Consider the following 19,639-nt stretch of genomic DNA (forward strand, 5'->3'; position numbering starts at 1 on the left):
ATCACGAGACGATACATGTTTCAATCTCACCAGCCGCCTCCGCCGCCGCCACCTCCGCCGCCGCCGGACGAACCGCCCGAGAAGCCGGAGGAGGACGAGGAGGATTTTGGAGCGGGGATGGTCGAGGCGATGGTGGAGGCCATCGAGGAGGAGAAGCCGCCAATGCGGTCGCCGAAGTTTGAACCGTAATTGCCGCTATACCAGCCGGGCGCATAGGCGCCGGCGGCAGCGCCGGCCGCGGCACTCGCAAGCCAGATCTCGAATGTGGTGCTCCACGGCTTTTCGACACCGAGCGCCACCGCATAGGGCAGCAGCTTTTCGAAATGCTGCGGCGACATGGTGGGCGCGCCGGCCGTGTTCATGCGGTCCTTTTCGGCAAGCGTCAGGTAGATACGCAGGCCCTCGATGCCGTCCATCAGCTTGCGTCCGAGCGGCGTCGGCGCACCTATCAGGAAGAAGAAGATGACGTTGGCGAGCACGATGCCGCCGACCGAGACCAGGATCGGCCAATGCTCGTTGCCGGTCATTTCCGACATGATCGCCACAAGGACTGCCGAGCCGATCGACAGCGCCACCAGGCCGATAAAACCAAGGATCACGACCGACACGATTTTCGAAATCAGCGACGAGCCGCGGCGCAGGCCCTTGCCGAACGCGGCAGCGAGCACGCCGAAGACCACGGCAAAAAAGGCCGGGATGATCAGCATGGCGATCATGTCCGGCTCGAGATTGCCGAAGACGATCAACGCAAGGATGGAAAGTACGCTCAGGATGACGCCGCCGATCACGTAACCCTTGTTGCCGTTGTAATATTTGCCGCGGTGTTCCTTCTCGATCGCCTGGCGGAAGCTCGCGCCGATCGACTGAACAGTGGTGCCGTGCGCCTCGTCGATCACCAGTGCCTGCCCCTTGGCACCGATGGAACCGAGGATCGAGGCCTGGCCGATCGGCACTTCCCTGGGCACGGCCTTGTCGGTGCGCCGGATGACGATTTTTTCCGCGAGATCCTCCAGCGTCACATAACCCTTGACCGCCAGATCGAGCGCGCTTGCGGCGAAAGCCGTCCAGCCGCCGCCGGAAAATCCCTTGTTGTCGATATAGTTGACCAGGGCCGGCGACAGACCCTCCGGCGCATCCCAGCGCGGCACCACGACGCCGCGGTCCGGGTCGCGGCCGACGCGGGTCCAGAAAAGCGCATAATAACCGACGACGAGGACGAGGCCGACGATCGAGATGATCGTCCCGATATTGTCGCGCCACCACCAGGCGCTTTCCTGTTCTTTCGAAGGGGGAGCGACGATCCCCTTGGGAAAGCCCGCGACGATCGTCAGGCCTTCCTGCAAACCGAGCGGCCTTGTGGTCGAAAAGACCGCCTGATTGCCGTTCGCCTGCATGCGGGCATTGCGGGCGGTGGATCCGAGCGGGCCGGTATAGGCAGCGGTCTGGGTTATCCGCGCCGCACCCGGCAAGGTCACCCGCGCCGAGGCCTGGGCGATGCGGAACTCCCAGCCATTGCCGGTAACGTTCCAGTAAAGCTCGTCGTGGTCGTCGAAATAGCGGATCTGCCGGTCGGTCCTGTAGGTGAAGACGAAAGTGTGCTCGCCATCCCGAAGGAACACGTCCTTATCGCCGGAATAGATGCGGATGCCGCCGGTGACGCTTTCCGTGTGGAAGGGCTCTGCCTGGCCATCGCGGGTGACTGAAACGACCTCGAAGCCGACCCGCACCGTGCGGCCGTTGGCGTCCTGCATCGTCAGCGGGAAATCGCGAAACAGGCCGCGCTTGATCCTGTCGCCTTCCGCATTGGCGATGATCGTTTCGGTCACCGTCAGGTCGCCGTTGTCGGCGACCTGGATGTCGGAATGATAGGAGCGGATATATTCCTCTGCCGCGGCGGGCAGCGCCGCCGACAAGCAGAGAAGCAGAGCCAGACCAAAGCCGGAGAACCACCGCATCACGACATTTCTCCTCTTCGGCACGGGCCGATCCGGGTTTTCCGTTTAAACTATGTCCGTGTATTCAACCCCGAGCGAGGCCAAGACGTCCCAGTAGCTGGGGAAGGTCTTGGCGACGCAATCCGGATCGAGAATGGTGATGCCGCCGATCATCAGCCCCGCCAGCGCGAAGCTCATGGCGATGCGGTGGTCGGCAAACGTGTTGATTTCGGCGGATAAGGTCTGGCCGGCGAGCGACGGATCGGAGGCGACGATCAGGTCGTCACCCTCCTCCGTCGCAAGGCCTTCGCGAATGGCGTTGAGGCCGAGCGAGAGCGCCCTCACCCGGTCGCATTCCTTGACGCGCAGGTTGGCGATGCCGGTGAAACGCACCGGCGTTTCGTTGAAGGCGGCGAGTACGGCGATCGTCGGCACCGCATCCTGCATCTGCGAACCGTCGATTTCGGCCGGCAGGTGCGGGAATTGCGCGATCACCTCATAGGCCTTGGCATCCGGCTGGGTGAAGGCGGTGGCCGCCACGCCGAGATCGATGGCTCCGCCGGTCAGCACCTCTGCAGCCCAGAGATAGGTGGCGGCAGAGGCATCCGGCTCAATCACAAAATCCGCCGCCTTGTAGCCGGTCGGTTCCACCTTCCAGGTCGCAGCGTCGATCTGCTCGACCTTGGCGCCGAAAGCCTCCATCGCAGCGAGCGTCAGGTCGACGTAGCCACGGGCGCCGATTTCCGCACCGGCCAGCGCAACCGTCAAGGGGGCGTTAGCGCCTCGGCTGACAAGCGGTCCCGCCATCAGCAGCGCCGAAACATACTGGCTCGACAGTCCGGCGTCGATCTCGACGCGGCCGGAGGCGAAATGGCCGTTGCCGCGCACCGTCACCGGCGGGCAACCGGTCGGCGCCTCGGCATCGATGCCGAGCGACTTCAGGGCGGCGACCAGCGGGCCGATCGGCCGCTTGCGCATGTGTTCGTCACCATCGACGACAACGGTGCCATCGACAGAAGCGACAGCGGCGGTGAGGAAGCGGGTCGCGGTGCCGGCATTGCCGAGGAACAGCGGAGCGGACGGGGGCAGAAGCCTGCCGTTGCCGGTCACGACGAAGGTCGTCTCGTCCGGTTCGTCGACCGAAACACCCATGGCCCGCAATGCGTCGGCCATGTAGCGCGTATCGTCGCTCCGCAGCGCGCCGGTCAGCCGGCTGGTGCCTTCGGCAAGGCCCGCCAGAAGCAGCGCGCGGTTGGTGATCGACTTGGAACCCGGCGGCATCGCGCGTCCGGAAAGCGGCTTGCCCGGCGGCAGGATGGTGAGTTTGGCTCTACCCATGATATTCGTCTCTTAACGCCAAATGGAATGCCGCAATAAGGCGGCCGACCGCGCTCTTAAACCGTTGCGGCACGAAGGTCCAATGACGGATTTCAGAACTTGACGGTGGGGACCGCGCGGTCCGCCGCATTCTCGATCTCGAAATACTCGCGCTTCGAGAAACCGAACTGGCCGGCGACCAGGTTGTTGGGGAAGCTTTCGACCTTGACGTTCAGGTCACGGGCAGCACCATTGTAATAGCGGCGCGACATCTGGATCTCGCTCTCGATGGTTTCGAGCGACTCCTGCAGTTCGGAGAAGTTCTGGTTCGCCTTGAGGTCGGGATAGGCTTCGGCAAGCGCAATGATTTTTCCGAGTGCCTGGCCGAGCAGGCCTTCCGCCTGGGCACGGCCGGCGACATCGCCCGCCGGCACCGCCTGCGCCTGGTTGCGCAGCTTGACGACTTCCTCGAACGTGCCCTTTTCGTGGGCGGCATATCCCTTCACCGTCTCGATGAGGTTCGGGATCAGGTCGGCGCGGCGCTTCAGCTGTACGTCGATGCCGGACCAGGCCTCCTCCGCCATCTGACGCGCTTTAACGAGGCCGTTGTAGATCATGACGACGTAGAGTGCGACGAGAACAATTATACCGATCAAAATGTACATCTGAGTCTCCCGACTTGGCCTTGCGATGGGACAGTAGAGGCTTGGTATAAAAAAGTGGTTGAAGTCATCGATTATTTTTCGCGGTAACAGTTTTGATTTACAGCAAAGTTCCGACCGCGTGGATACCTTAGATTCTCTTGCAGAATAGGGGCGATTCCAAAGATTCGGCCCCACCTCAAAACAATCTGGATGGAATTGCCATGGCGTCCTTGGTGCGAACCGCCAATGTGCTGGCGTTTGCCGTGCTGTTTTTTCAGTACGGCGTGATGATGAAGCCCCCGGAGCCGGCGGGTACGCGGCGGTTTCTGCAGATCTATGCAGGGCAGCTTCCGACCGGGGCCTATCCGACCCTCAAGCCCGTCTGGCAGTTGGGTACGCAATGGACGGGAGCCGTCTGAACGGTTCGCCGCAGGCGGCCAGGTCGAAAATCAGGCAGCCTTGCCGAAATTCACACCACCGGCATCGGTCATCAGGAAGGCTTCGCCGCAGGCCTTTGCGAGCGTGCGTACACGCAGGATGTAGCTCTGGCGTTCGGTGACCGAGATCACCCCGCGGGCATCCAGCAGGTTGAAGACGTGGGACGCCTTGATGCACTGGTCATAGGCCGGGAAGACGCATTTGTGCAGCATCTGGTTGGCGTTCGCACCTGGAGCGCCGGCTGCAAGCAACGCCTGGCATTCCTTCTCCGCATCGATGAAATGCCGATGCAGCATGGCGGTATCGGCGAATTCGAAGTTATGGCGGGAATATTCCTGCTCGGCCTGCAGGAATACGTCGCCATAGGAGATCTTTTCCTCGCCCTCGCGGCCGTTGAAATTGAGCTCGTAGATGCTGTCCACCCCCTGCAGGTAAGTGGCGAGGCGTTCGAGGCCATAGGTCAGTTCGCCGGCGACCGGCGCGCATTCGATGCCGCAGACCTGCTGGAAGTAGGTGAACTGCGAGACTTCCATGCCGTCGCACCAGCATTCCCAGCCGAGGCCCCAGGCGCCGAGCGTCGGGCTTTCCCAGTCGTCCTCAACGAAACGTACGTCGTGCAGCAATGGGTCAAGGCCGATCGCCGCAAGCGAGCCGAGATAGAGTTCCTGCAGGTTCGGCGGGTTCGGCTTCAGGATGACCTGGAACTGGTAATAATGCTGCAGGCGGTTGGGGTTTTCACCGTAACGACCGTCGGATGGACGACGCGACGGCTGCACATAGGCGGCCTTCCACGGCTTGGGGCCGAGCGCGCGCAGCGTGGTGGCCGGATGGAAGGTACCGGCGCCGACTTCCATGTCGTAGGGCTGCAGGATCGCGCAACCCTTGTCCGCCCAGTAATTCTGGAGCGCGAGGATCAGCCCCTGGAAGGAGCGGGTCGGAGACATGTGGTCGGGCAGCTCGGTCATGGCCATATCTGTGTCGGTTCGTGGATGCGGACGAGTGCCACGCATCAGGGGCGCGGGTCAAGGATTTATGCGTCTGCGGCTATGCGCGTCGCGGACGATCCGTGTTAAGGTTCATCCGTTCTTCCGGAGAAAGACCATGAACGTCAAGAACAGCTTCACCCTGTCCGAGCGCTCCCTGCGACTTGCCGAAAAGCTCGTCGAGGACGGCCAGTTTCCCTCGGTCGAGAAAGTGCTCGAAGCGGGCATAGACAGGCTGTTGCGGGACGAGGAGAGTTCCGCTCATGACGACCCGTTGATCGGCATGAAGGACGAGATCCGCCGAAGGATGGAATTGCCCCGGGATCAGTGGTTGCGATGGGATGGGGATGAAATGGCTAATCGCATCAAGGCAAAGCTGGACGAGAAATATAAGAACCGCTGATGAGCTATACGATCATCAAGCACCCGCTCGTCGAACTCGATATCTTTGACATTACCGATTTCATTTCGTCCTATGCCGGCACTGCCATTGGCAAATCCAAGGTAGACGAGATCACGCTGTTCATCTCCCGCCTTACAGATTTCCCCAAAATCGGGACCACCCGGGATGACATTCTACCCGGTCTACGCGCCATCCCGGCCTCAGAAAAAGCCGTCGTCTGCTTCACCGTGAACGATCAAAACCTGACCGTCTCCATTCTCTGCGTAAGCTATGCGGGCTCCGATTGGGCATCGCGGGTGAAGGAACGGGTTTAATCGCTATTCGTCTCACGGCAATTGGCTTCCTCGCGATCGAATTTCCGGCCGTCCGGCAAATCCCACGTGAAAGCGCCAATCCTTTCCAGTGCCGCACGTCTTTCGTCGGCATCGGCCTCCCCGACGGCAGACGTCTTCTCATCGGGCATGAGTTCTATTCCTCGTCCCGCTTCACCCGGTATTCCCCCGTCGTCGGGTCCCTTTCCAGGGTGCCTATCGCGCCGGTCTGGCGTTCCTTTTCCTCCCGGCGGGTGCGCGAGGACAGTCTTTCGGCGTCCTTGATGAACTTCTTGTAGAGCATCCAGCCGCCGCCGATGACGATGATCAGAAATAAAAGCTGCGCCATTTCCCCTCTCGCGCTATTTTTGCGACCTCACAGGCCGTAGCGGCTCCACATTGCCTTTTCTTCCAGGCTCGCGGCAAGTCCCGTGACGGCGCCTGCGGCGATTTCTCCGGCCTTGCCTTCACCAAAGACGACGCCGGGCACGCGGCGGCCAAACAGGGTGCGGGCGCTGCCGATCAGCTCCAGCTTTGTGTCCTTGCCGTAACGGCGCTTGAGGACTTCGCGCATGTCGCCGAGACTGTCGATCAGGCCGAGATCGAGGCCGCGCAACCCGCTCCAGAACAGGCCTGAAAAGATGGTCGCGTCATCGGCCAGCCGCTCGCCGCGGCGCATCTTGACCATTTCGATGAAGACCTTGTGGATTTCGAGCTGCAGCGCCTTCAGGTATTCGATGTCGCCTTCCTTTTCCGGCTGGAAAGGATCGAGGATCACCTTGTTCTCGCCGGCGGTATAGACGCGGCGCTCGACGCCGATCTTGCGCAGCAGTTCCGGGAAGCCGAAGCCGCCGGAAACGACGCCGATCGACCCGACGATGGAGGTCGGATCGGCAAAGATCTCGTCACCGGCGAGAGCGATCATGTAGCCGCCCGACGCCGCGACATCCTCGACGAAAACCAGGACCTTCTTGTCCTTTTCTTCCGCCAGCGAGCGGATGCGCTGGAAGATCAGGCGCGACTGGACAGGTGAGCCGCCCGGCGAATTGAGCGAGATCGCAACGACCGGCGCGTCCTTCTTCGAGAAGGCCTTTTCGAGCATCGGCGCAACGCCGGCGAGGTTGAGGCTCGGCTTGAACTGGCTGCCGCCGGCCATAATCGCTCCGTGAAGGCGGACGACGGGTATCGTCAGCCCCTTCTTACGGAACCTTTTCGGCATCAACCCCTGCAAAAACCCGGCCATTTCTTTTCCTTCTGTCGCGTTCGGCTCTGCCAAAGCATGTATGCGACGGATTTTCAAACGCAATGGCTGCGCCTCGGAAAGCAGGATTTTGATTTTCTAGTTGCGAATGACTTGCATTATCATTCCAATGAGGCAATATCCCTCACCGAACGGAGATAAGGCGACCATGGACGTTTTGAGTTCAAAGCAGGAGAGCGGCTGGCGGAACAAGCGAGGCGAAGCATCGCTTTCTGACGTCCATCGCAGCATCAATATTTCGGCCTCCGGATCGCGGTGGCGGCGGCTAGCTGCCTTTGCGGGTCCAGGTTACCTGGTTGCTGTCGGCTATATGGACCCTGGAAACTGGGCCACCTCACTCGCCGGCGGGTCGAAGTTCGGTTATGCGCTGCTCGCGGTCGCGCTGCTGTCCAACCTGATGGCGATCGTGCTGCAGTCGCTCTGCGCCCGCCTTGCCATTGCATCAGGCCGAGATCTGGCGCAGGCCTGCCGTGACGCGTTTCCGAAATGGGTTTCCATTCCGCTCTGGGCGCTTGCCGAAATCGCCATCATCGCCACAGATATCGCCGAGGTGATCGGCACCGCGATCGGCCTCAACCTGATCTTCGGCATTCCGCTGGAGCTCGGCGTGCTGATCACGGCTCTCGACGTCTTCATCATCCTTTACCTGCAGAAGATGGGCTTCCGCTGGGTCGAAGCCTTCATCATCACTCTGCTCGGCGTCATTGCCGTGTGCTTCGCGATCCAGATCTTCCTTGCCGATCCGCAATGGGGCGGCGTCATCCGCGGCTTCTTCCCGACCACCGAGATCGTCACCAATCCGGAGATGCTCTATCTGGCGCTCGGCATCCTCGGTGCGACCGTCATGCCGCATAACCTCTACCTGCATTCCGGCATCGTGCAGACCCGCAACTATGGCCATACTCTGCCCGAGAAGAAGGAGGCGCTCACCTTTGCGACCATCGACTCCACCGTCGCACTCTGCTTCGCACTGTTGATCAATGCCTCGATCCTGATCCTTGCGGCCGCAGCTTTCAACAGCACCGGGCGGACGGAAGTGGCCGAACTCGGCGAAGCGCATTCGCTGCTGGCACCGCTGCTCGGGCTGGCCATTGCGCCGACGCTGTTTGGCATCGCGCTGCTCTGCTGCGGCCTGAATTCGACGGTGACGGCAACGCTCGCCGGTCAGATCGTCATGGAAGGCTTCCTCAAGATGAAGCTGCAGCCATGGATCCGCCGCCTGATCACCCGGGGGATCGCCATCATCCCAGCCGCGTTCGTCACCATCTGGTACGGCGATGCGGGCACCGCGGAGCTGCTGATCCTCACCCAGGTCGTGCTCAGCCTGCAGCTTTCCTTCGCGGTCTTCCCGCTCGTCATGTTCACCGCCAGCAAGGCCAAGATGGGCGAACTGGTGGCGCCGATCTGGCTCTCCGGCATCGCCTGGCTGATCGCCGTCGTCATCGCCGGCCTCAACGTCAAGCTGCTCGTGGATTTCGTTTCGGGCTGAGGCGAGCATAGGCGGCCCGGCCATTGTTCAGGTCGTCCACGAAAGACGAAAAGGCGTGGCCATCGGCGCCATGCACGAAAAGCGGCGCCCGGAATGCCAGCCGGGCGCGCGAACCCTTGATAGCGGTGACGAGGATGCGCGTGGCGCTTTCGTCCGGCCGGGGGTGAAGGGCGGTGATTTCCAGCCCGCCGAAACGCCTGCCGCAGGCCTCGATGATCTCGGCGATCGATTGCGGCCGGGCGATCAGCGACAACTGTCCGCCGGGCTTCATGATCGCGCCGGCAGTGCGGATCCAGGCTTCGAACAGGTCTTCCGTCATCGCATGTGCCTCGGCCTTCAGGGCATCGGGCGTCTTTCGGTCGCTGGCATCATTGAAGGGCGGGTTCATGATCACGTGGTCGTGGATTTCGTCGACGAGGCCGGCGGCGAGCCGTGGCTTGCCGGTCAGCGTCACGTCCGCCTCCAGCACCTCGACGCGACCGGCCATGAAGGCATTTTCGGGAAGTTTTAGCGTGCTGCGGGCATAGCCCGCCATCAGCGGCGATTTTTCGATCAGCAGGACCTTTGCCCGCTCCAGCCGCGAGGCGACCGCCAGACCCGCAGCACCGGCGCCCGAGCCGAGATCGGCAACGCTGACAGGTTTGTCGGAGTCGACCAGCGAGGCGAGCAGCATGGCGTCGACGCCCGAGCGATGCCCCCCGCCCTTCGGCTGCATGACGTGGAACCGGCCGCGATGGAAGGCGTCGATCGTGTGGGTGGGTGCGGTCATGCGGATTGACGCCATTGAATGTCGGTGGGTACCGGCCTGCCTTGGACATCGGCGGTCGGCAGCCCCCCTCTGCCCTGCCGGGCATCTCCCCCTCGGGTGGGGAGATTGGCTAGGCGCCTGCTCACCGCTCTATATCCACCGTCTCCCTCTGCACGACGTTTCTGGAGAAGCTGGGAGTGCGTAGCTTGTGATCTTCCCCCTTGAGGGGGAGATGCCCGGCAGGGCAGAGGGGGGTGCACCGCACAAAGGCTCAAGGCCGCAGCTCCGCTTCCAACCCCGCGTCCTTCAGGATCCGCCGGGCCTCGTCGGCGCGCTCGCTGTCAACCATCAACCGGCGCTGCAACAGGCCGAGCGAGCCTTCGAGCACGCTCATCGACTGGTCGGCGACCATAAAATGAATGCCCGCATCCTTCATCAGGCTCTGTGCCAGCGACAGGATCACGATGTCGTTGGTGCGGATGATTTCCAGCATGATGTCTTTGTTACCCCATTATATTCGGCCGGATGCGATTTGCGCTTGCCGCACTATCAGCCTCTTTCTATTGTCGTTTGAAAGATTTCGATAGGGAGGCCTGACATTGGGCGTCGTCATACCGCTTGAAGAAGGCAAAAACAAACTGGCATCCGTCAAACCGCTGGTGGATCTGACCAAGGCGGACATGGATCGGGTCAACCAGTTGATCCTGTCCAAGGCCGGCTCCGACGTGCAGATGATCCCGGAAGTTGCCAACCACCTGATCTCCTCCGGCGGCAAGCGGCTGCGGCCGATGCTGACGCTCGCCTCTGCTGCCCTGTTCGGCTACCAGGGCGACGGCCATGTGAAGCTTGCGACCAGCGTCGAGTTCATGCACACGGCAACGCTTCTCCACGACGACGTGGTGGACGAAAGCGACCTGCGCCGCGGGCGTTCCACCGCCCGGATGATCTGGGGCAATCAGGCAAGCGTTCTGGTCGGTGATTTCCTGCTCGGCCAGGCTTTCCGGATGATGGTGGATGTAGGCTCGCTCGAAGCGCTCGACGTGCTGTCGGCCGCAGCGTCCGTCATCGCCGAGGGGGAAGTGCTGCAGCTTTCCGTCGCCAAGAACATGGAAACGACCGAGGACGACTATCTTTCGGTCATCCGCGCCAAGACGGCGGCGCTGTTTGCCGCCGCCGCCGAAGTCGGCCCGATTATCGCCAATGCCGACAAGGCCGGCCGCGGCGCGCTGAAATCCTACGGCATGAACCTTGGCCTCGCCTTCCAGCTCGTCGATGACGCGCTCGATTACGGCGGCAAGGCGGCCGATCTCGGCAAGAATGTCGGCGACGATTTCCGCGAGGGAAAGATCACGCTGCCCGTCATTCTCTCCTATCGCCGCGGCACCGAGGCCGAGCGCACCTTCTGGCGACAGGCGATCGAGAAGGGCGAAAGCAGCGACGAGAATCTCGAAAAGGCGCTCGGTCTGATCAACAAGTACGGCGCCTTGAACGACACGATCGGCCGGGCGCTGCATTACGGCACGATCGCCCGCGACGCGCTGGCGCCGCTGCCCGCCTCGCCGCTCAAGGCCGCTCTTCTCGAAGTCATCGACTTCTCGATCCAACGCGTGAACTGACGGCCAGCGTTCGTTGACGAAGGTGTGACCGGTGCCGCGCCTAAGCGGCGCTGGGGATTTCCTTGCGGACGTGCTTCAAAAAAGCCATTCTATCGTGAATCAATAGGGCGGAATTGGCGGCGGTATTTCACCGAATCGCCATGCTCTTACGAAAGGCATCTTTATGCGGCAGAAATCCAGCCTTCTTCTGCTCTCCAGCGCGGCACTTGCAACCGTCCTCCTGTTCGGAACGGTCGCCAATGCGGCGACGGCGGAAGCGAAGCCCGCGGTGAAAGACACGGTGACGTTCGGTCCCGGCAACGTGAAGACGTTTTCCGGTGCGTTTCTGGCGGCCCGGACCGCCGACGTCGATCATGACTACGACACCGCGATCGCGCTTTACCGCAAGGCGCTGGCTTTCGATCCTGCCAACATGGAAATCCGCGAACGGCTGATGATCTCGTTGCTGCTCAACGGCGATTTCGACCAGGGACTCGCTGAGGCCAATGCGCTGAAGGATGACAACGCTGTCGAGCGGATCACCAAGATCGTCCGCGGCCTCGATGCCCTGCGCGACAAGAAGTTCGACACCGCCAAGAAAGTACTTGCCTATGAAGGCCCGAACGATCTCGACCGGTTGACCCACCAGCTTCTCTCCGCTTGGGCGGATATCGGTGCCGGCAAGGGCAAGCAGGCGATGGCCAGCATCACCAACCTCAAGGGACCGGCCTGGTACAAGGTGTTCACCGACTACCATATCGGCGCCATGGCACTCGTGACCGGCGATATCGGCACCGCCCGGCAGCATCTCAATACCGCCGTCACCAACAAGGAAGCCGTCGCGACGGCGCCCGACACGTTCATGCGCGCGGTCATGGCGCTTGCCCGCCTCGAAGCGGCTGCCGGCAACAAGCAGAAGGCGCTTGACGCGATCTCCGTCGGCGACGGCATGGTCTCCAATTATGCGCCGTTGAAGGCCTTGCGCCAGAGCATCGAAAAGGGCGAGAAGCCCCAGCAGCAGGTGAGCAATGCCGCCGAAGGTGCTGCCAGCGTGCTGTTTTCGATCGGCGGCGCGCTGAACCGCCAGGGCGCCGAAGACATGGTCTCGCTCTACCTGCAGATTTCCCACGCCCTCGACCCCAAGAGCGCCGACACGCTGATCCTGCTCGGCGGCATCGCCGAAAAGCTCAAGCAGCCGGAGCGCGCCATCAAGTTCTATGCCAGCGTTCCGGCCGATTCGCCGATGCGCCGCATTTCCGAGCTGCAGCTCGGCGTGACGCTTTCCGACACCGGCAAGGTGGACGAAGCCAAGCAGCATCTGAAGTCGCTGATCGATTCCGATCCATCCGACATCCGCAGCTACATCGCCTATGGCAGCGTGCTTTCCGACGCCAAGGACTACAAGGCGATGGCGGAAAACTACGACAAGGCCGCCCAGGTCATCGGACCGGTGCCGAAGCCGGGCGACTGGACCATCTTCTTCCAGCGCGGCATTGCGTATGAGCGGCTGAAGAACTGGGAAAAGGCCGAGCCGAGCTTCCGCAAGGCGCTGGAGCTCAATCCGGAGCAGCCGCAGGTCCTGAACTATCTCGGCTATTCGCTGGTCGACATGAGCAAGAATCTCGATGAAGGCCTCGGCATGATCAAGCGGGCCGTCGATGCGCGGCCCGATGACGGCTATATCGTCGATTCGCTCGGCTGGGCCTATTTCCGCATGGGCAAGTTCGACGACGCCGTGACCGAACTCGAACGCGCGGTGCAGCTGCGCGCCGGCGATTCGACGATCAACGACCATCTCGGCGATTCCTACTGGCGCGTCGGGCGCAAGCTCGAAGCCGTCTACCAGTGGAACCGGGCGCTGATCTCGGAAGGCGAGGATATCAACCGCGAGCAGATCAAGGAGAAGATCGAGAAGGGCCTTGCGCCGCTCGATCCGAACGCGACGACGGCCGACCGCAGCCCGACAGAGCCGGTGGCACCAGCACCGCCGGTGCCTGCCAATCCAGACAAGAAATCCTGACGCGCATGTTTCTGGACAATGTGTCGTCCGACAACTGGCTCGCCGACAAGGCGAGCCTTTTCGAACTGGCGCCCGCCAAGATCAACCTCGCCCTGCATGTGACGGGCCAGCGAGCCGACGGTTATCACCTGCTCGAGAGCATCGTGACCTTTGCCGACACCGGCGATCGGCTGGCTTTCAGCGATGCGGATGCCGACGATTTTTCCGTGTCCGGCCGTTTTGCTTCGCTGCTGCCGACCTCTGCCGAAGGCAGGCATGGCAACCTCGTGCTGAAAGCCCGCGACATCCTGCGCAAGGCGTTGGAGGATAAGGGTGTTTCAACAACGCCGGTTGCCATCCATCTCGAAAAGAACCTACCGGTCGCAGCGGGCATCGGCGGCGGCTCGGCGGATGCGGCAGCCGCCCTTCGCGGCCTGATGCGTTTCTGGAATGCCAGCCTGCCGGATGCGGAACTGGCAATGCTCTGTCTTTCGCTCGGCGCCGACGTGCCGATGTGCCTCAGGGGCGAGCCGCTGATGGCCAGGGGGATCGGCGAGGACCTGACTGCGCTTCCCGGCCTGCCCTCGCTGGCGCTGGTGCTCGGCAATCCGCTGGTGGGGGTCTCGACGCCCGACATTTTCCGCCGCCTGACGCAGAAGGACAATCCGCCGATCGGCGAGCTCGACAGCGACTGGATCGGCTTTCTGAGGACGCTGCGCAACGATCTCGAACCACCTGCGCGCTCGCTGGTGCGGGAAATCGACCAGATTTCCAGCCTGATCGGCGCCGAGGGCACGATGCTGACGCGGATGTCCGGTTCGGGCGCCACCTGTTTCGGGATATTTCCTTCCTTTGAAGCGTCCGAAAAGGCAGTGGAAAGCCTTAACGGCCAGAAGCCCGAGTGGTATTTTCAGGCGGTGAGAACCGTTGGCCAGGGCTAGAGAAAACCCAATGAACCGGATCGACGACACCCGCTCCTTCATCCCCGTCGGCATCGCCGTGCTGACCGTCTCCGACACGCGCACGCTTGCCGACGACAAGTCCGGCGACACACTGGTCGGGCGGATCGCGGAAGCAGGCCACGAGCTGAAGGCGCGCGCGATCGTGCCCGACGACAAGGACCGGATCGCCGGTCAGGTGCGGGAATGGACGCTCGATCCGGAGATCGACGTGGTGATTACGACGGGCGGGACCGGCTTTACCGGCCGGGACGTGACGCCTGAAGCGCTGGAGCCGCTGTTCGAAAAGCGCATGGACGGCTTTTCCGAAGTGTTCCACCGGATTTCCTATGACAAGATCGGCACGTCGACGATCCAGTCGCGGGCGACCGGCGGCGTGGCGAACGCCACCTTCATCTTCGTGCTGCCGGGTTCGCCCGGGGCCTGCAAGGACGCCTGGGACGGCATCCTGAAGGCGCAGCTCGACTACCGCCACATGCCCTGCAATTTCATCGAAATCATGCCGCGGCTCGACGAGCACCTGAAGCGCGGCGGCAAGTAGGTCTTAGCGGATAGCCGCCGCAACCCAGGCCGGAATCATCTCGCTTGCCAGCTTCGACACCTTCTGGCCCCGCACCAGGGTTTCCAGATCCATCCCCGACTTTGCCAGCGCGATCGCCTGCCGCTTCGGCAGCAGCATTCCGTATTCCAACGGCGGAACGGCGCGGCCGATGCGCTTGAAGAACGGCCGTCGATAATTGCGCGAAGGCGCGAAGCGAGCCGGCTGCCTGTTGAGCGCGATATATTCCATCACCTCGTCGATCCAGCCGCCCTGCAACCGGGCGCCGGGCTCCACGAGCAGCAGCCACTCGCCGCGGGCGCCACGAAGAATATCCTTGATGTCCCAATGGCCGTAAAAACGGCAACCGGCCGCATCGGCGACGCGGGAGGAACCGTCCCGCGAACCGTGATCGAGCACCACGACGTCGCTCACAAGTCCTTCCACCGCAGCGGAAACGAGCACTGAGAGCGTCTGCGCCAGCTCGGATTCCTGATCGCGGCATTCCATGATGACAGTCAGCATTCCTGACATGTAACGCATTGCAACACGGAACGCCAGAAATGCGGGTTTCAAATTTTGTTCTTGCAATGTTCTCATTTCGGCGCTAGGAATTTAATCATCAGGAACGGGAAATTTCCCCTTCAGGAGCTAACCATGAACGAGCTGCATCAATTGCGGCAGGACGCTTTTGCGCCTGCTCATACGGCTGATATTGCCGATGCGTTGGTCAAATCCTCCGGGCTTCGGGTGGAGATCGACCGACGTCGCGGGCGCGGCGCGGGGCTCAATCCGAGTGGCCGTTTCGAGGAGGAGCGCCGCGAGGCATTCGACGACGGCTGGCAGACGCTGGAGGAGCTCGAACCGTTCAAGACCGAGGTGCAGGTGGAAAAACCGCGCACCGCGATCACCCGCAATGAATCGCCGGATCTTTCCTTCGACCGCTCGATCAATCCCTATCGCGGCTGCGAACATGGCTGCATCTATTGCTTCGCCCGGCCGACCCACAGTTTCATGGGGCTTTCTCCGGGTCTCGACTTCGAATCGAAACTGTTTGCCAAGCCGGACGTGCCGAAACTGCTCGAGCGGGAGCTGAGCCGGCCGGATTACAAGGTACGGGCGATCGCGATCGGCACCAATACCGATCCCTATCAGCCGATCGAACGGGAATGGCGGATCATGCGGCAGATCCTCGAAGTGCTGCAGAAGGCCAATCATCCCGTCGCGATCGTCACCAAGTCGGCGCTGATCACCCGCGATATCGATATTCTCGCCGACATGGCATCCAAGGGGCTCGCGAAGGTCGGGATTTCGGTCACCACTCTCGACCGCAAGCTTGCCCGCACCATGGAGCCGCGCGCCTCGACCCCTCCCAAGCGCCTCTCAGCCATCAAGGCGTTGACCGAAGCCGGTATTCCGACCGCGGTCATGGTGGCACCCGTCATTCCGGCGCTCAACGACCATGAGATCGAGCGTATCCTCGACGCCGGCCATGCGGCAGGGGCGACGGAAGCAAGTTACGTGCTCCTGCGCCTGCCGCTGGAAGTGAGCCCCCTCTTCCGCGACTGGCTGCTGCAGAACTATCCGGACCGCTACCGGCATGTGATGTCGCTCGTCCGTTCGATGCGCGGCGGTAAGGATTACGACGCCGAATGGGGCAAGCGGATGAAAGGTGCCGGTCCCTATGCCTGGCAGATCGGCCGGCGTTTCGAGATGGCGACCAAACGGCTCGGCATGGTTCGGCGCGGCCTGCCGCTACGCGACGACATCTTCCTGCGCCCCGACGGCGGCGGCATCCAGCTCTCGCTGCTCTGATCTGACCGGCTTCCGGTCCGATTGCGAATCTCAATTTTCGACGCGACCCGCCCTGTCCCCGCGTCGGAAAACACCCCGGCTCCACCGCCGCCCCTCGGTGGATAGCGACGCCGCAATCGCCCGCCGGGGGTTGCAGGAGGTCGGGACGACGTGCGAGGTTGCCGCCATGTTACCTCGCACGTCGCCCGATTCTCCGATGCTTTTCGAAGACGTTCCGCTGGTTCCGGATTTCAGTCTGGAGCTCGTGGCACGGCAGGCCGGCCAGTGGCCGGTCGCGGGCACCGACGAGGCAGGACGCGGGCCTCTGGCAGGCCCGGTCGTTGCCGCCGCCGTCATCCTCGACCCTGACAATATCCCGGACGGCCTCAACGATTCCAAGCAGCTCACCGCCAACCAGCGGGAAGTTCTGTTCGAGGCGATCATGGCGACGGCGGAAGTATCGATCGCAGCATCCGGTCCTCGCCATATCGACGAACGCAACATCCTGCGCGCCAGCCTCGACGCCATGCGCCGTGCGGTGGCCGGACTTGCCGTGACGCCTGCCTATGTGCTCGCCGACGGCCGCGACGTGCCGCAAGGCCTCTGCTGCCCCGGCAAAGCGGTCATCAAGGGCGACGCCCGCTCGGTATCGATCGCCGCAGCCTCGATTATCGCCAAGGTCACCCGCGACCGGATGATGACCCGCGCCCACCTGGTCTTCCCCGCCTACGGGTTTGCCAACCACGTCGGTTATGGGACGGCACAACATCGTGCCGGTATCGAGGCGCATGGGCCGTGCTCGCTGCACCGGATGAGCTTCCGGCCGTTGAGGAAAGACGAGCCGGCGGAAGCTTGATACGCAGCAAGCCTCTCATTTCCTGATTTCCAAAAACAAAAAGGCCGGGGTTTCGCCCCGGCCTTTGGAAGTCTTATGTGATTGAAATCAGTTCAATCGCGACTGCACCTTGCCGACGGCGTCCTTGAAGAGCGTGTCCTGGGTGGAGGCATCGGCCTTGCGGGCGATGACGCTCTGGGCGGCGGCGATGGCGAGGTCGACTGCGGCAGCGCGCACGGCGCCGATCGCTTCGGCTTCGGCCTGCTTGATCTTCTGCTCGGACAGCGCGTTGCGGCGGGTGACGAATTCGTCGGTCTTCTGGCGAGCTTCCTCGGTCAGCGCCGCGGCTTCACGCTCGGCGATGGCCACGATCTGGGCGGCTTCCGCTTCGGCTTCCTTGCGCTTGCGCTGGTATTCGGCGAGCAGGGTCTGGGCTTCCTCGCGCAGACGCTTGGCTTCGTCGAGTTCCTTGCTGATGTTGGCGGCGCGCTCGTCGAGCGACTTCGCCATCATGCCCGGCACCTTGAGATAGACGACCAGGGCCAGGAAAAGGACGAGACCGACGAGTGCGAAAAATGTTGCATCGAATGCCATCGGATCAGGCCTCCGTCTTCGCGGCTGCGACCGCAGCCTTGATGTCGTCGCCGCTCGCCTTGGCGCCGATCAGCTGATCGACGATGGCGGTGGCGGTGTCTTCGGCAATCTGGCCGACTTCGGCAAAGGCCTTCGCCTTGATTTCGCCGATGCGGGTTTCGGCCGCAGCAAGCTTGTCGGCAAGTTCGGCTTCGATCGCGGTGCGGTCGGCGGCAGCCTTGGTCTTGGCGGCTTCGCGAGCGGTTTCGGCGATCTTGTGGCCCTTGGAACGAGCGGCAGCCAGTTCCCTTTCATAGGTCTCGACGGCAGCGTCCGCTTCTGCCTTCAGGCGGGCGGCTTCGTCGAGATCCTGGGCGATCCGGTCGTGGCGGTGTTCGAGAATACCGCCGACGCGTGGAACGATGACCTTCTTCATCAGAAGATAGAAAAGGCCGAAAGTGATGACGAGCCAAAGCAGCTGCGACGAGAAATGGGTCGCGTCGAACGGCGGAAAGGTGCCGCCGCCATGGTCAGCGCCGGTTTCGGTATGCGCTCCGCCAGCAGGCGCGGCATGCGGATCAGTAGCGGCCGGCGCGGTCTGCGCATATGCCGAGGTCACGAACATCATCACCTCCAGGTGTATTCCAAATGCGAAGGATCACGGCGCGCTTTCTGCAAGCGGCCGCGATCCGAATTCCTGGACAGATCTTAGACTGCGTACAGGAGCAGGAGAGCGATGAGCAGCGAGAAGATGCCCAGAGCTTCCGTAACGGCGAAGCCGAACACCAGACGGCCGAACTGGCTGTCAGCGGCGGACGGGTTGCGCAGAGCGCCCGAGAGGTAGCTGCCGAAGATGTTGCCAAGGCCAAGAGCCGTGCCGGCCATGCCAAAGCAAGCCAGGCCTGCACCGATGAACTTTGCTGCTTCCGCTTCCATGAGAAACTCCTTCGAAATGGTTGTTGCGGCTGATGACTGACGCCTCAGGACGCCAATGTCGGTTATCCTTAGTGCCCGCCGGGATGGATCGCGTCATTGAGGTACATGCAAGTCAGCACCGCAAAGACGTAAGCCTGGAGGAAGGCGACGAGGAATTCGAGACCGGTCAGGGCGACCGTCATGATGAGAGGCAGAACTGCGCCGCCGATGCCGAGCGCGCCCATGGTTCCGAGCGAGGCAACGAAGCCCGCGAACACTTTGAGCGTGATGTGGCCGGCCAGCATGTTCGCAAAGAGACGAACCGACAGCGAAACCGGGCGGGACAGGAACGAGATGACTTCGATCGCGATGACGAGCGGCAGAAGCGCGCCCGGAACACCGCTCGGCACGAAGAGTTGCAGGAAATGCAGGCCGTGCTTGTAGAAGCCGTAAACGAGCACCGTGCCGATGACGAGCAATGCGAGCGCGAAGGTGACGATGATCTGGCTGGTGATCGTATAGAAATACGGGAACATGCCGAGCAGGTTGGCGGTCAGCACGAACATGAACAGCGAGAAGACCAGCGGGAAGAACTTCATGCCGCTGCTGCCGGCGCCTTCGCGCAGCATGCCGGCGATGAATTCATAGGACATTTCCGCGACCGACTGCGCCCGGCCGGGGATCAGGCCGCGCTGCGAGGTGGCGAAATACAGGAAGCCGGCGGCGCAGGCGACGGTTGCCACCATGAACAGAGATGCATTGGTAAAGGAGAAATCGATGCCGCCGATCTCGATCGGAACGATCTTGCTGATCTGGAACTGATGGATCGGATCGTTTGCCACCGTCTACCTCTTCATCCTTGGCCGCGCCAGGTCGGCCTAATTTTATTTCCGGAAACAGGGC

General features: G+C 62.3%; 24 protein-coding genes. 10 read left to right on the plus strand and 14 right to left on the minus strand.

Annotation, left to right across the window (positions count from 1 at the left end; all coding sequences use genetic code 11):
• Positions 1-26: 26 nt before the first annotated feature.
• The 3 genes from PMI07_RS00685 to PMI07_RS00695 form a co-directional block, all read right to left on the minus strand.
• Complete coding sequence (locus PMI07_RS00685) at positions 27-1,958, minus strand: DUF2207 domain-containing protein (protein WP_197032454.1); 1,932 nt, start codon at positions 1,956-1,958, stop codon at positions 27-29.
• Positions 1,959-2,000: 42 nt separating this feature from the next.
• Positions 2,001-3,275, minus strand: a complete 1,275-nt coding sequence (locus PMI07_RS00690) for a 3-phosphoshikimate 1-carboxyvinyltransferase (RefSeq protein ID WP_155956348.1) — start codon at positions 3,273-3,275, stop codon at positions 2,001-2,003.
• A gap of 89 nt (positions 3,276-3,364) precedes the next feature.
• A complete protein-coding gene (locus tag PMI07_RS00695; RefSeq protein ID WP_007772449.1) occupies positions 3,365-3,916 on the minus strand; it encodes a LemA family protein in 552 nt (183 codons plus the stop codon).
• 200 nt (positions 3,917-4,116) lie between these two features.
• Here PMI07_RS00695 and PMI07_RS00700 point away from each other — a divergent pair, with 200 nt between their 5' ends.
• On the plus strand, positions 4,117-4,314 hold the full coding sequence (locus PMI07_RS00700) for a hypothetical protein (protein ID WP_007772448.1): 198 nt from the start codon (positions 4,117-4,119) through the stop codon (positions 4,312-4,314).
• A 30-nt stretch (positions 4,315-4,344) separates the two neighbouring features.
• Here the strand turns inward: PMI07_RS00700 and PMI07_RS00705 are convergent, their stop codons facing one another.
• Complete coding sequence (locus tag PMI07_RS00705; protein ID WP_037084957.1) at positions 4,345-5,298, minus strand: glycine--tRNA ligase subunit alpha; 954 nt, start codon at positions 5,296-5,298, stop codon at positions 4,345-4,347.
• A gap of 136 nt (positions 5,299-5,434) precedes the next feature.
• On the opposite strand from PMI07_RS00705, the gene PMI07_RS00710 reads away from it, so the two are divergent.
• Positions 5,435-5,719 carry a hypothetical protein gene (locus tag PMI07_RS00710; RefSeq protein ID WP_007772446.1) on the plus strand — a complete coding sequence of 95 codons (285 nt, stop codon included), beginning with the start codon at positions 5,435-5,437 and terminating at the stop codon, positions 5,717-5,719.
• Positions 5,719-6,033, plus strand: coding sequence for a type II toxin-antitoxin system RelE/ParE family toxin (locus PMI07_RS00715; protein WP_007772445.1), 315 nt, complete (start codon positions 5,719-5,721; stop codon positions 6,031-6,033). The genes PMI07_RS00710 and PMI07_RS00715 overlap by 1 nt, the downstream gene beginning before the upstream one ends.
• Here the strand turns inward: PMI07_RS00715 and PMI07_RS35515 are convergent.
• Genes PMI07_RS35515 through PMI07_RS00725 form a run of 3 tightly spaced genes read right to left on the minus strand, consistent with a single transcriptional unit; the run spans position 6,030 to position 7,273 of the window.
• Positions 6,030-6,182 (minus strand): hypothetical protein, encoded by a 153-nt coding sequence (locus tag PMI07_RS35515; protein ID WP_007772444.1) that lies wholly within the window; start codon positions 6,180-6,182, stop codon positions 6,030-6,032. The two genes, PMI07_RS00715 and PMI07_RS35515, sit on opposite strands and share 4 nt — an antisense overlap.
• 5 nt (positions 6,183-6,187) lie before the next feature.
• Positions 6,188-6,379: a hypothetical protein gene (locus PMI07_RS00720; RefSeq protein WP_007772443.1), complete on the minus strand. Its 192-nt coding sequence runs from the start codon at positions 6,377-6,379 to the stop codon at positions 6,188-6,190.
• A gap of 27 nt (positions 6,380-6,406) precedes the next feature.
• Positions 6,407-7,273 (minus strand): S49 family peptidase, encoded by an 867-nt coding sequence (locus tag PMI07_RS00725; protein ID WP_007772442.1) that lies wholly within the window; start codon positions 7,271-7,273, stop codon positions 6,407-6,409.
• A 166-nt stretch (positions 7,274-7,439) separates the two neighbouring features.
• Here PMI07_RS00725 and PMI07_RS00730 point away from each other — a divergent pair, with 166 nt between their 5' ends.
• Positions 7,440-8,780, plus strand: a complete 1,341-nt coding sequence (locus PMI07_RS00730; RefSeq protein WP_007772441.1) for an Nramp family divalent metal transporter — start codon at positions 7,440-7,442, stop codon at positions 8,778-8,780.
• Here PMI07_RS00730 and PMI07_RS00735 read toward each other — a convergent pair.
• Both PMI07_RS00735 and PMI07_RS00740 read right to left on the minus strand, forming a co-directional pair.
• Positions 8,749-9,549 carry a methyltransferase gene (locus PMI07_RS00735; protein ID WP_024163449.1) on the minus strand — a complete coding sequence of 267 codons (801 nt, stop codon included), beginning with the start codon at positions 9,547-9,549 and terminating at the stop codon, positions 8,749-8,751. The two genes, PMI07_RS00730 and PMI07_RS00735, sit on opposite strands and share 32 nt — an antisense overlap.
• Positions 9,550-9,799: 250 nt before the next feature.
• Positions 9,800-10,021: a DUF2007 domain-containing protein gene (locus PMI07_RS00740; RefSeq protein WP_007772087.1), complete on the minus strand. Its 222-nt coding sequence runs from the start codon at positions 10,019-10,021 to the stop codon at positions 9,800-9,802.
• 106 nt (positions 10,022-10,127) lie between these two features.
• Between PMI07_RS00740 and PMI07_RS00745 the strand changes: the two genes are divergently transcribed.
• From PMI07_RS00745 to moaB, 4 genes are all read left to right on the plus strand, one after another.
• A complete protein-coding gene (locus tag PMI07_RS00745; RefSeq protein WP_024163450.1) occupies positions 10,128-11,144 on the plus strand; it encodes a polyprenyl synthetase family protein in 1,017 nt (338 codons plus the stop codon).
• Positions 11,145-11,307: 163 nt separating this feature from the next.
• The gene (locus tag PMI07_RS00750) at positions 11,308-13,143 is read left to right on the plus strand and encodes a tetratricopeptide repeat protein (protein WP_007756570.1); all 1,836 of its coding nucleotides are present in this window, start codon (positions 11,308-11,310) and stop codon (positions 13,141-13,143) included.
• A gap of 5 nt (positions 13,144-13,148) precedes the next feature.
• A complete protein-coding gene (locus PMI07_RS00755) occupies positions 13,149-14,063 on the plus strand; it encodes a 4-(cytidine 5'-diphospho)-2-C-methyl-D-erythritol kinase (RefSeq protein ID WP_007756568.1) in 915 nt (304 codons plus the stop codon).
• A 10-nt stretch (positions 14,064-14,073) separates the two neighbouring features.
• Positions 14,074-14,622 carry a molybdenum cofactor biosynthesis protein B gene (moaB, locus tag PMI07_RS00760; protein ID WP_007756565.1) on the plus strand — a complete coding sequence of 183 codons (549 nt, stop codon included), beginning with the start codon at positions 14,074-14,076 and terminating at the stop codon, positions 14,620-14,622.
• A 3-nt stretch (positions 14,623-14,625) separates the two neighbouring features.
• On the opposite strand, the gene PMI07_RS00765 is transcribed toward moaB, so the two are convergent.
• Positions 14,626-15,144: a glycosyl transferase gene (locus PMI07_RS00765; RefSeq protein WP_037084960.1), complete on the minus strand. Its 519-nt coding sequence runs from the start codon at positions 15,142-15,144 to the stop codon at positions 14,626-14,628.
• A 132-nt stretch (positions 15,145-15,276) separates the two neighbouring features.
• On the opposite strand from PMI07_RS00765, the gene PMI07_RS00770 reads away from it, so the two are divergent.
• Both PMI07_RS00770 and PMI07_RS00775 read left to right on the plus strand, forming a co-directional pair.
• A complete protein-coding gene (locus tag PMI07_RS00770; RefSeq protein WP_024163451.1) occupies positions 15,277-16,434 on the plus strand; it encodes a PA0069 family radical SAM protein in 1,158 nt (385 codons plus the stop codon).
• Positions 16,435-16,600: 166 nt separating this feature from the next.
• Positions 16,601-17,269, plus strand: coding sequence for a ribonuclease HII (locus tag PMI07_RS00775; RefSeq protein WP_007774912.1), 669 nt, complete (start codon positions 16,601-16,603; stop codon positions 17,267-17,269).
• Between the two features lie 87 nt (positions 17,270-17,356).
• On the opposite strand, the gene PMI07_RS00780 is transcribed toward PMI07_RS00775, so the two are convergent.
• From PMI07_RS00780 to PMI07_RS00795, 4 genes are all read right to left on the minus strand, one after another.
• Entirely contained in the window at positions 17,357-17,842 is a 486-nt protein-coding gene (locus PMI07_RS00780; RefSeq protein ID WP_007774913.1) for a F0F1 ATP synthase subunit B, read from the minus strand.
• A gap of 4 nt (positions 17,843-17,846) precedes the next feature.
• On the minus strand, positions 17,847-18,446 hold the full coding sequence (locus PMI07_RS00785) for a F0F1 ATP synthase subunit B (protein WP_007774916.1): 600 nt from the start codon (positions 18,444-18,446) through the stop codon (positions 17,847-17,849).
• An 83-nt stretch (positions 18,447-18,529) separates the two neighbouring features.
• Positions 18,530-18,757, minus strand: a complete 228-nt coding sequence (locus PMI07_RS00790) for a F0F1 ATP synthase subunit C (RefSeq protein ID WP_007774919.1) — start codon at positions 18,755-18,757, stop codon at positions 18,530-18,532.
• A gap of 68 nt (positions 18,758-18,825) precedes the next feature.
• Positions 18,826-19,578: a F0F1 ATP synthase subunit A gene (locus tag PMI07_RS00795; protein ID WP_007774922.1), complete on the minus strand. Its 753-nt coding sequence runs from the start codon at positions 19,576-19,578 to the stop codon at positions 18,826-18,828.
• Positions 19,579-19,639 lie beyond the last annotated feature (61 nt).

Origin of the sequence: Rhizobium sp. CF080 (assembly GCF_000282095.2) — a bacterium.
GTDB lineage: Bacteria > Pseudomonadota > Alphaproteobacteria > Rhizobiales > Rhizobiaceae > Neorhizobium.

What these genes read in the sequence shown, in the direction of transcription:
- PMI07_RS00725 (WP_007772442.1), bottom strand. Translation starts at nt 7,273, where the DNA reads ATGGCCGGGTTTTTGCAGGGGTTGATGCCGAAAAGGTTCCGTAAGAAG.
- PMI07_RS00730 (WP_007772441.1), top strand. Translation starts at nt 7,440, where the DNA reads ATGGACGTTTTGAGTTCAAAGCAGGAGAGCGGCTGGCGGAACAAGCGA.
- PMI07_RS00770 (WP_024163451.1), top strand. Translation starts at nt 15,277, where the DNA reads ATGAACGAGCTGCATCAATTGCGGCAGGACGCTTTTGCGCCTGCTCAT.
- PMI07_RS00740 (WP_007772087.1), bottom strand. Translation starts at nt 10,021, where the DNA reads ATGCTGGAAATCATCCGCACCAACGACATCGTGATCCTGTCGCTGGCA.
- PMI07_RS00775 (WP_007774912.1), top strand. Translation starts at nt 16,601, where the DNA reads ATGTTACCTCGCACGTCGCCCGATTCTCCGATGCTTTTCGAAGACGTT.
- PMI07_RS00700 (WP_007772448.1), top strand. Translation starts at nt 4,117, where the DNA reads ATGGCGTCCTTGGTGCGAACCGCCAATGTGCTGGCGTTTGCCGTGCTG.
- PMI07_RS00750 (WP_007756570.1), top strand. Translation starts at nt 11,308, where the DNA reads ATGCGGCAGAAATCCAGCCTTCTTCTGCTCTCCAGCGCGGCACTTGCA.
- PMI07_RS00755 (WP_007756568.1), top strand. Translation starts at nt 13,149, where the DNA reads ATGTTTCTGGACAATGTGTCGTCCGACAACTGGCTCGCCGACAAGGCG.
- PMI07_RS00720 (WP_007772443.1), bottom strand. Translation starts at nt 6,379, where the DNA reads ATGGCGCAGCTTTTATTTCTGATCATCGTCATCGGCGGCGGCTGGATG.
- PMI07_RS00695 (WP_007772449.1), bottom strand. Translation starts at nt 3,916, where the DNA reads ATGTACATTTTGATCGGTATAATTGTTCTCGTCGCACTCTACGTCGTC.
- PMI07_RS00715 (WP_007772445.1), top strand. Translation starts at nt 5,719, where the DNA reads ATGAGCTATACGATCATCAAGCACCCGCTCGTCGAACTCGATATCTTT.
- PMI07_RS00710 (WP_007772446.1), top strand. Translation starts at nt 5,435, where the DNA reads ATGAACGTCAAGAACAGCTTCACCCTGTCCGAGCGCTCCCTGCGACTT.
- PMI07_RS00785 (WP_007774916.1), bottom strand. Translation starts at nt 18,446, where the DNA reads ATGTTCGTGACCTCGGCATATGCGCAGACCGCGCCGGCCGCTACTGAT.
- PMI07_RS00780 (WP_007774913.1), bottom strand. Translation starts at nt 17,842, where the DNA reads ATGGCATTCGATGCAACATTTTTCGCACTCGTCGGTCTCGTCCTTTTC.
- moaB (WP_007756565.1), top strand. Translation starts at nt 14,074, where the DNA reads ATGAACCGGATCGACGACACCCGCTCCTTCATCCCCGTCGGCATCGCC.
- PMI07_RS35515 (WP_007772444.1), bottom strand. Translation starts at nt 6,182, where the DNA reads ATGCCCGATGAGAAGACGTCTGCCGTCGGGGAGGCCGATGCCGACGAA.
- PMI07_RS00705 (WP_037084957.1), bottom strand. Translation starts at nt 5,298, where the DNA reads ATGACCGAGCTGCCCGACCACATGTCTCCGACCCGCTCCTTCCAGGGG.
- PMI07_RS00765 (WP_037084960.1), bottom strand. Translation starts at nt 15,144, where the DNA reads ATGCTGACTGTCATCATGGAATGCCGCGATCAGGAATCCGAGCTGGCG.
- PMI07_RS00790 (WP_007774919.1), bottom strand. Translation starts at nt 18,757, where the DNA reads ATGGAAGCGGAAGCAGCAAAGTTCATCGGTGCAGGCCTGGCTTGCTTT.
- PMI07_RS00735 (WP_024163449.1), bottom strand. Translation starts at nt 9,549, where the DNA reads ATGACCGCACCCACCCACACGATCGACGCCTTCCATCGCGGCCGGTTC.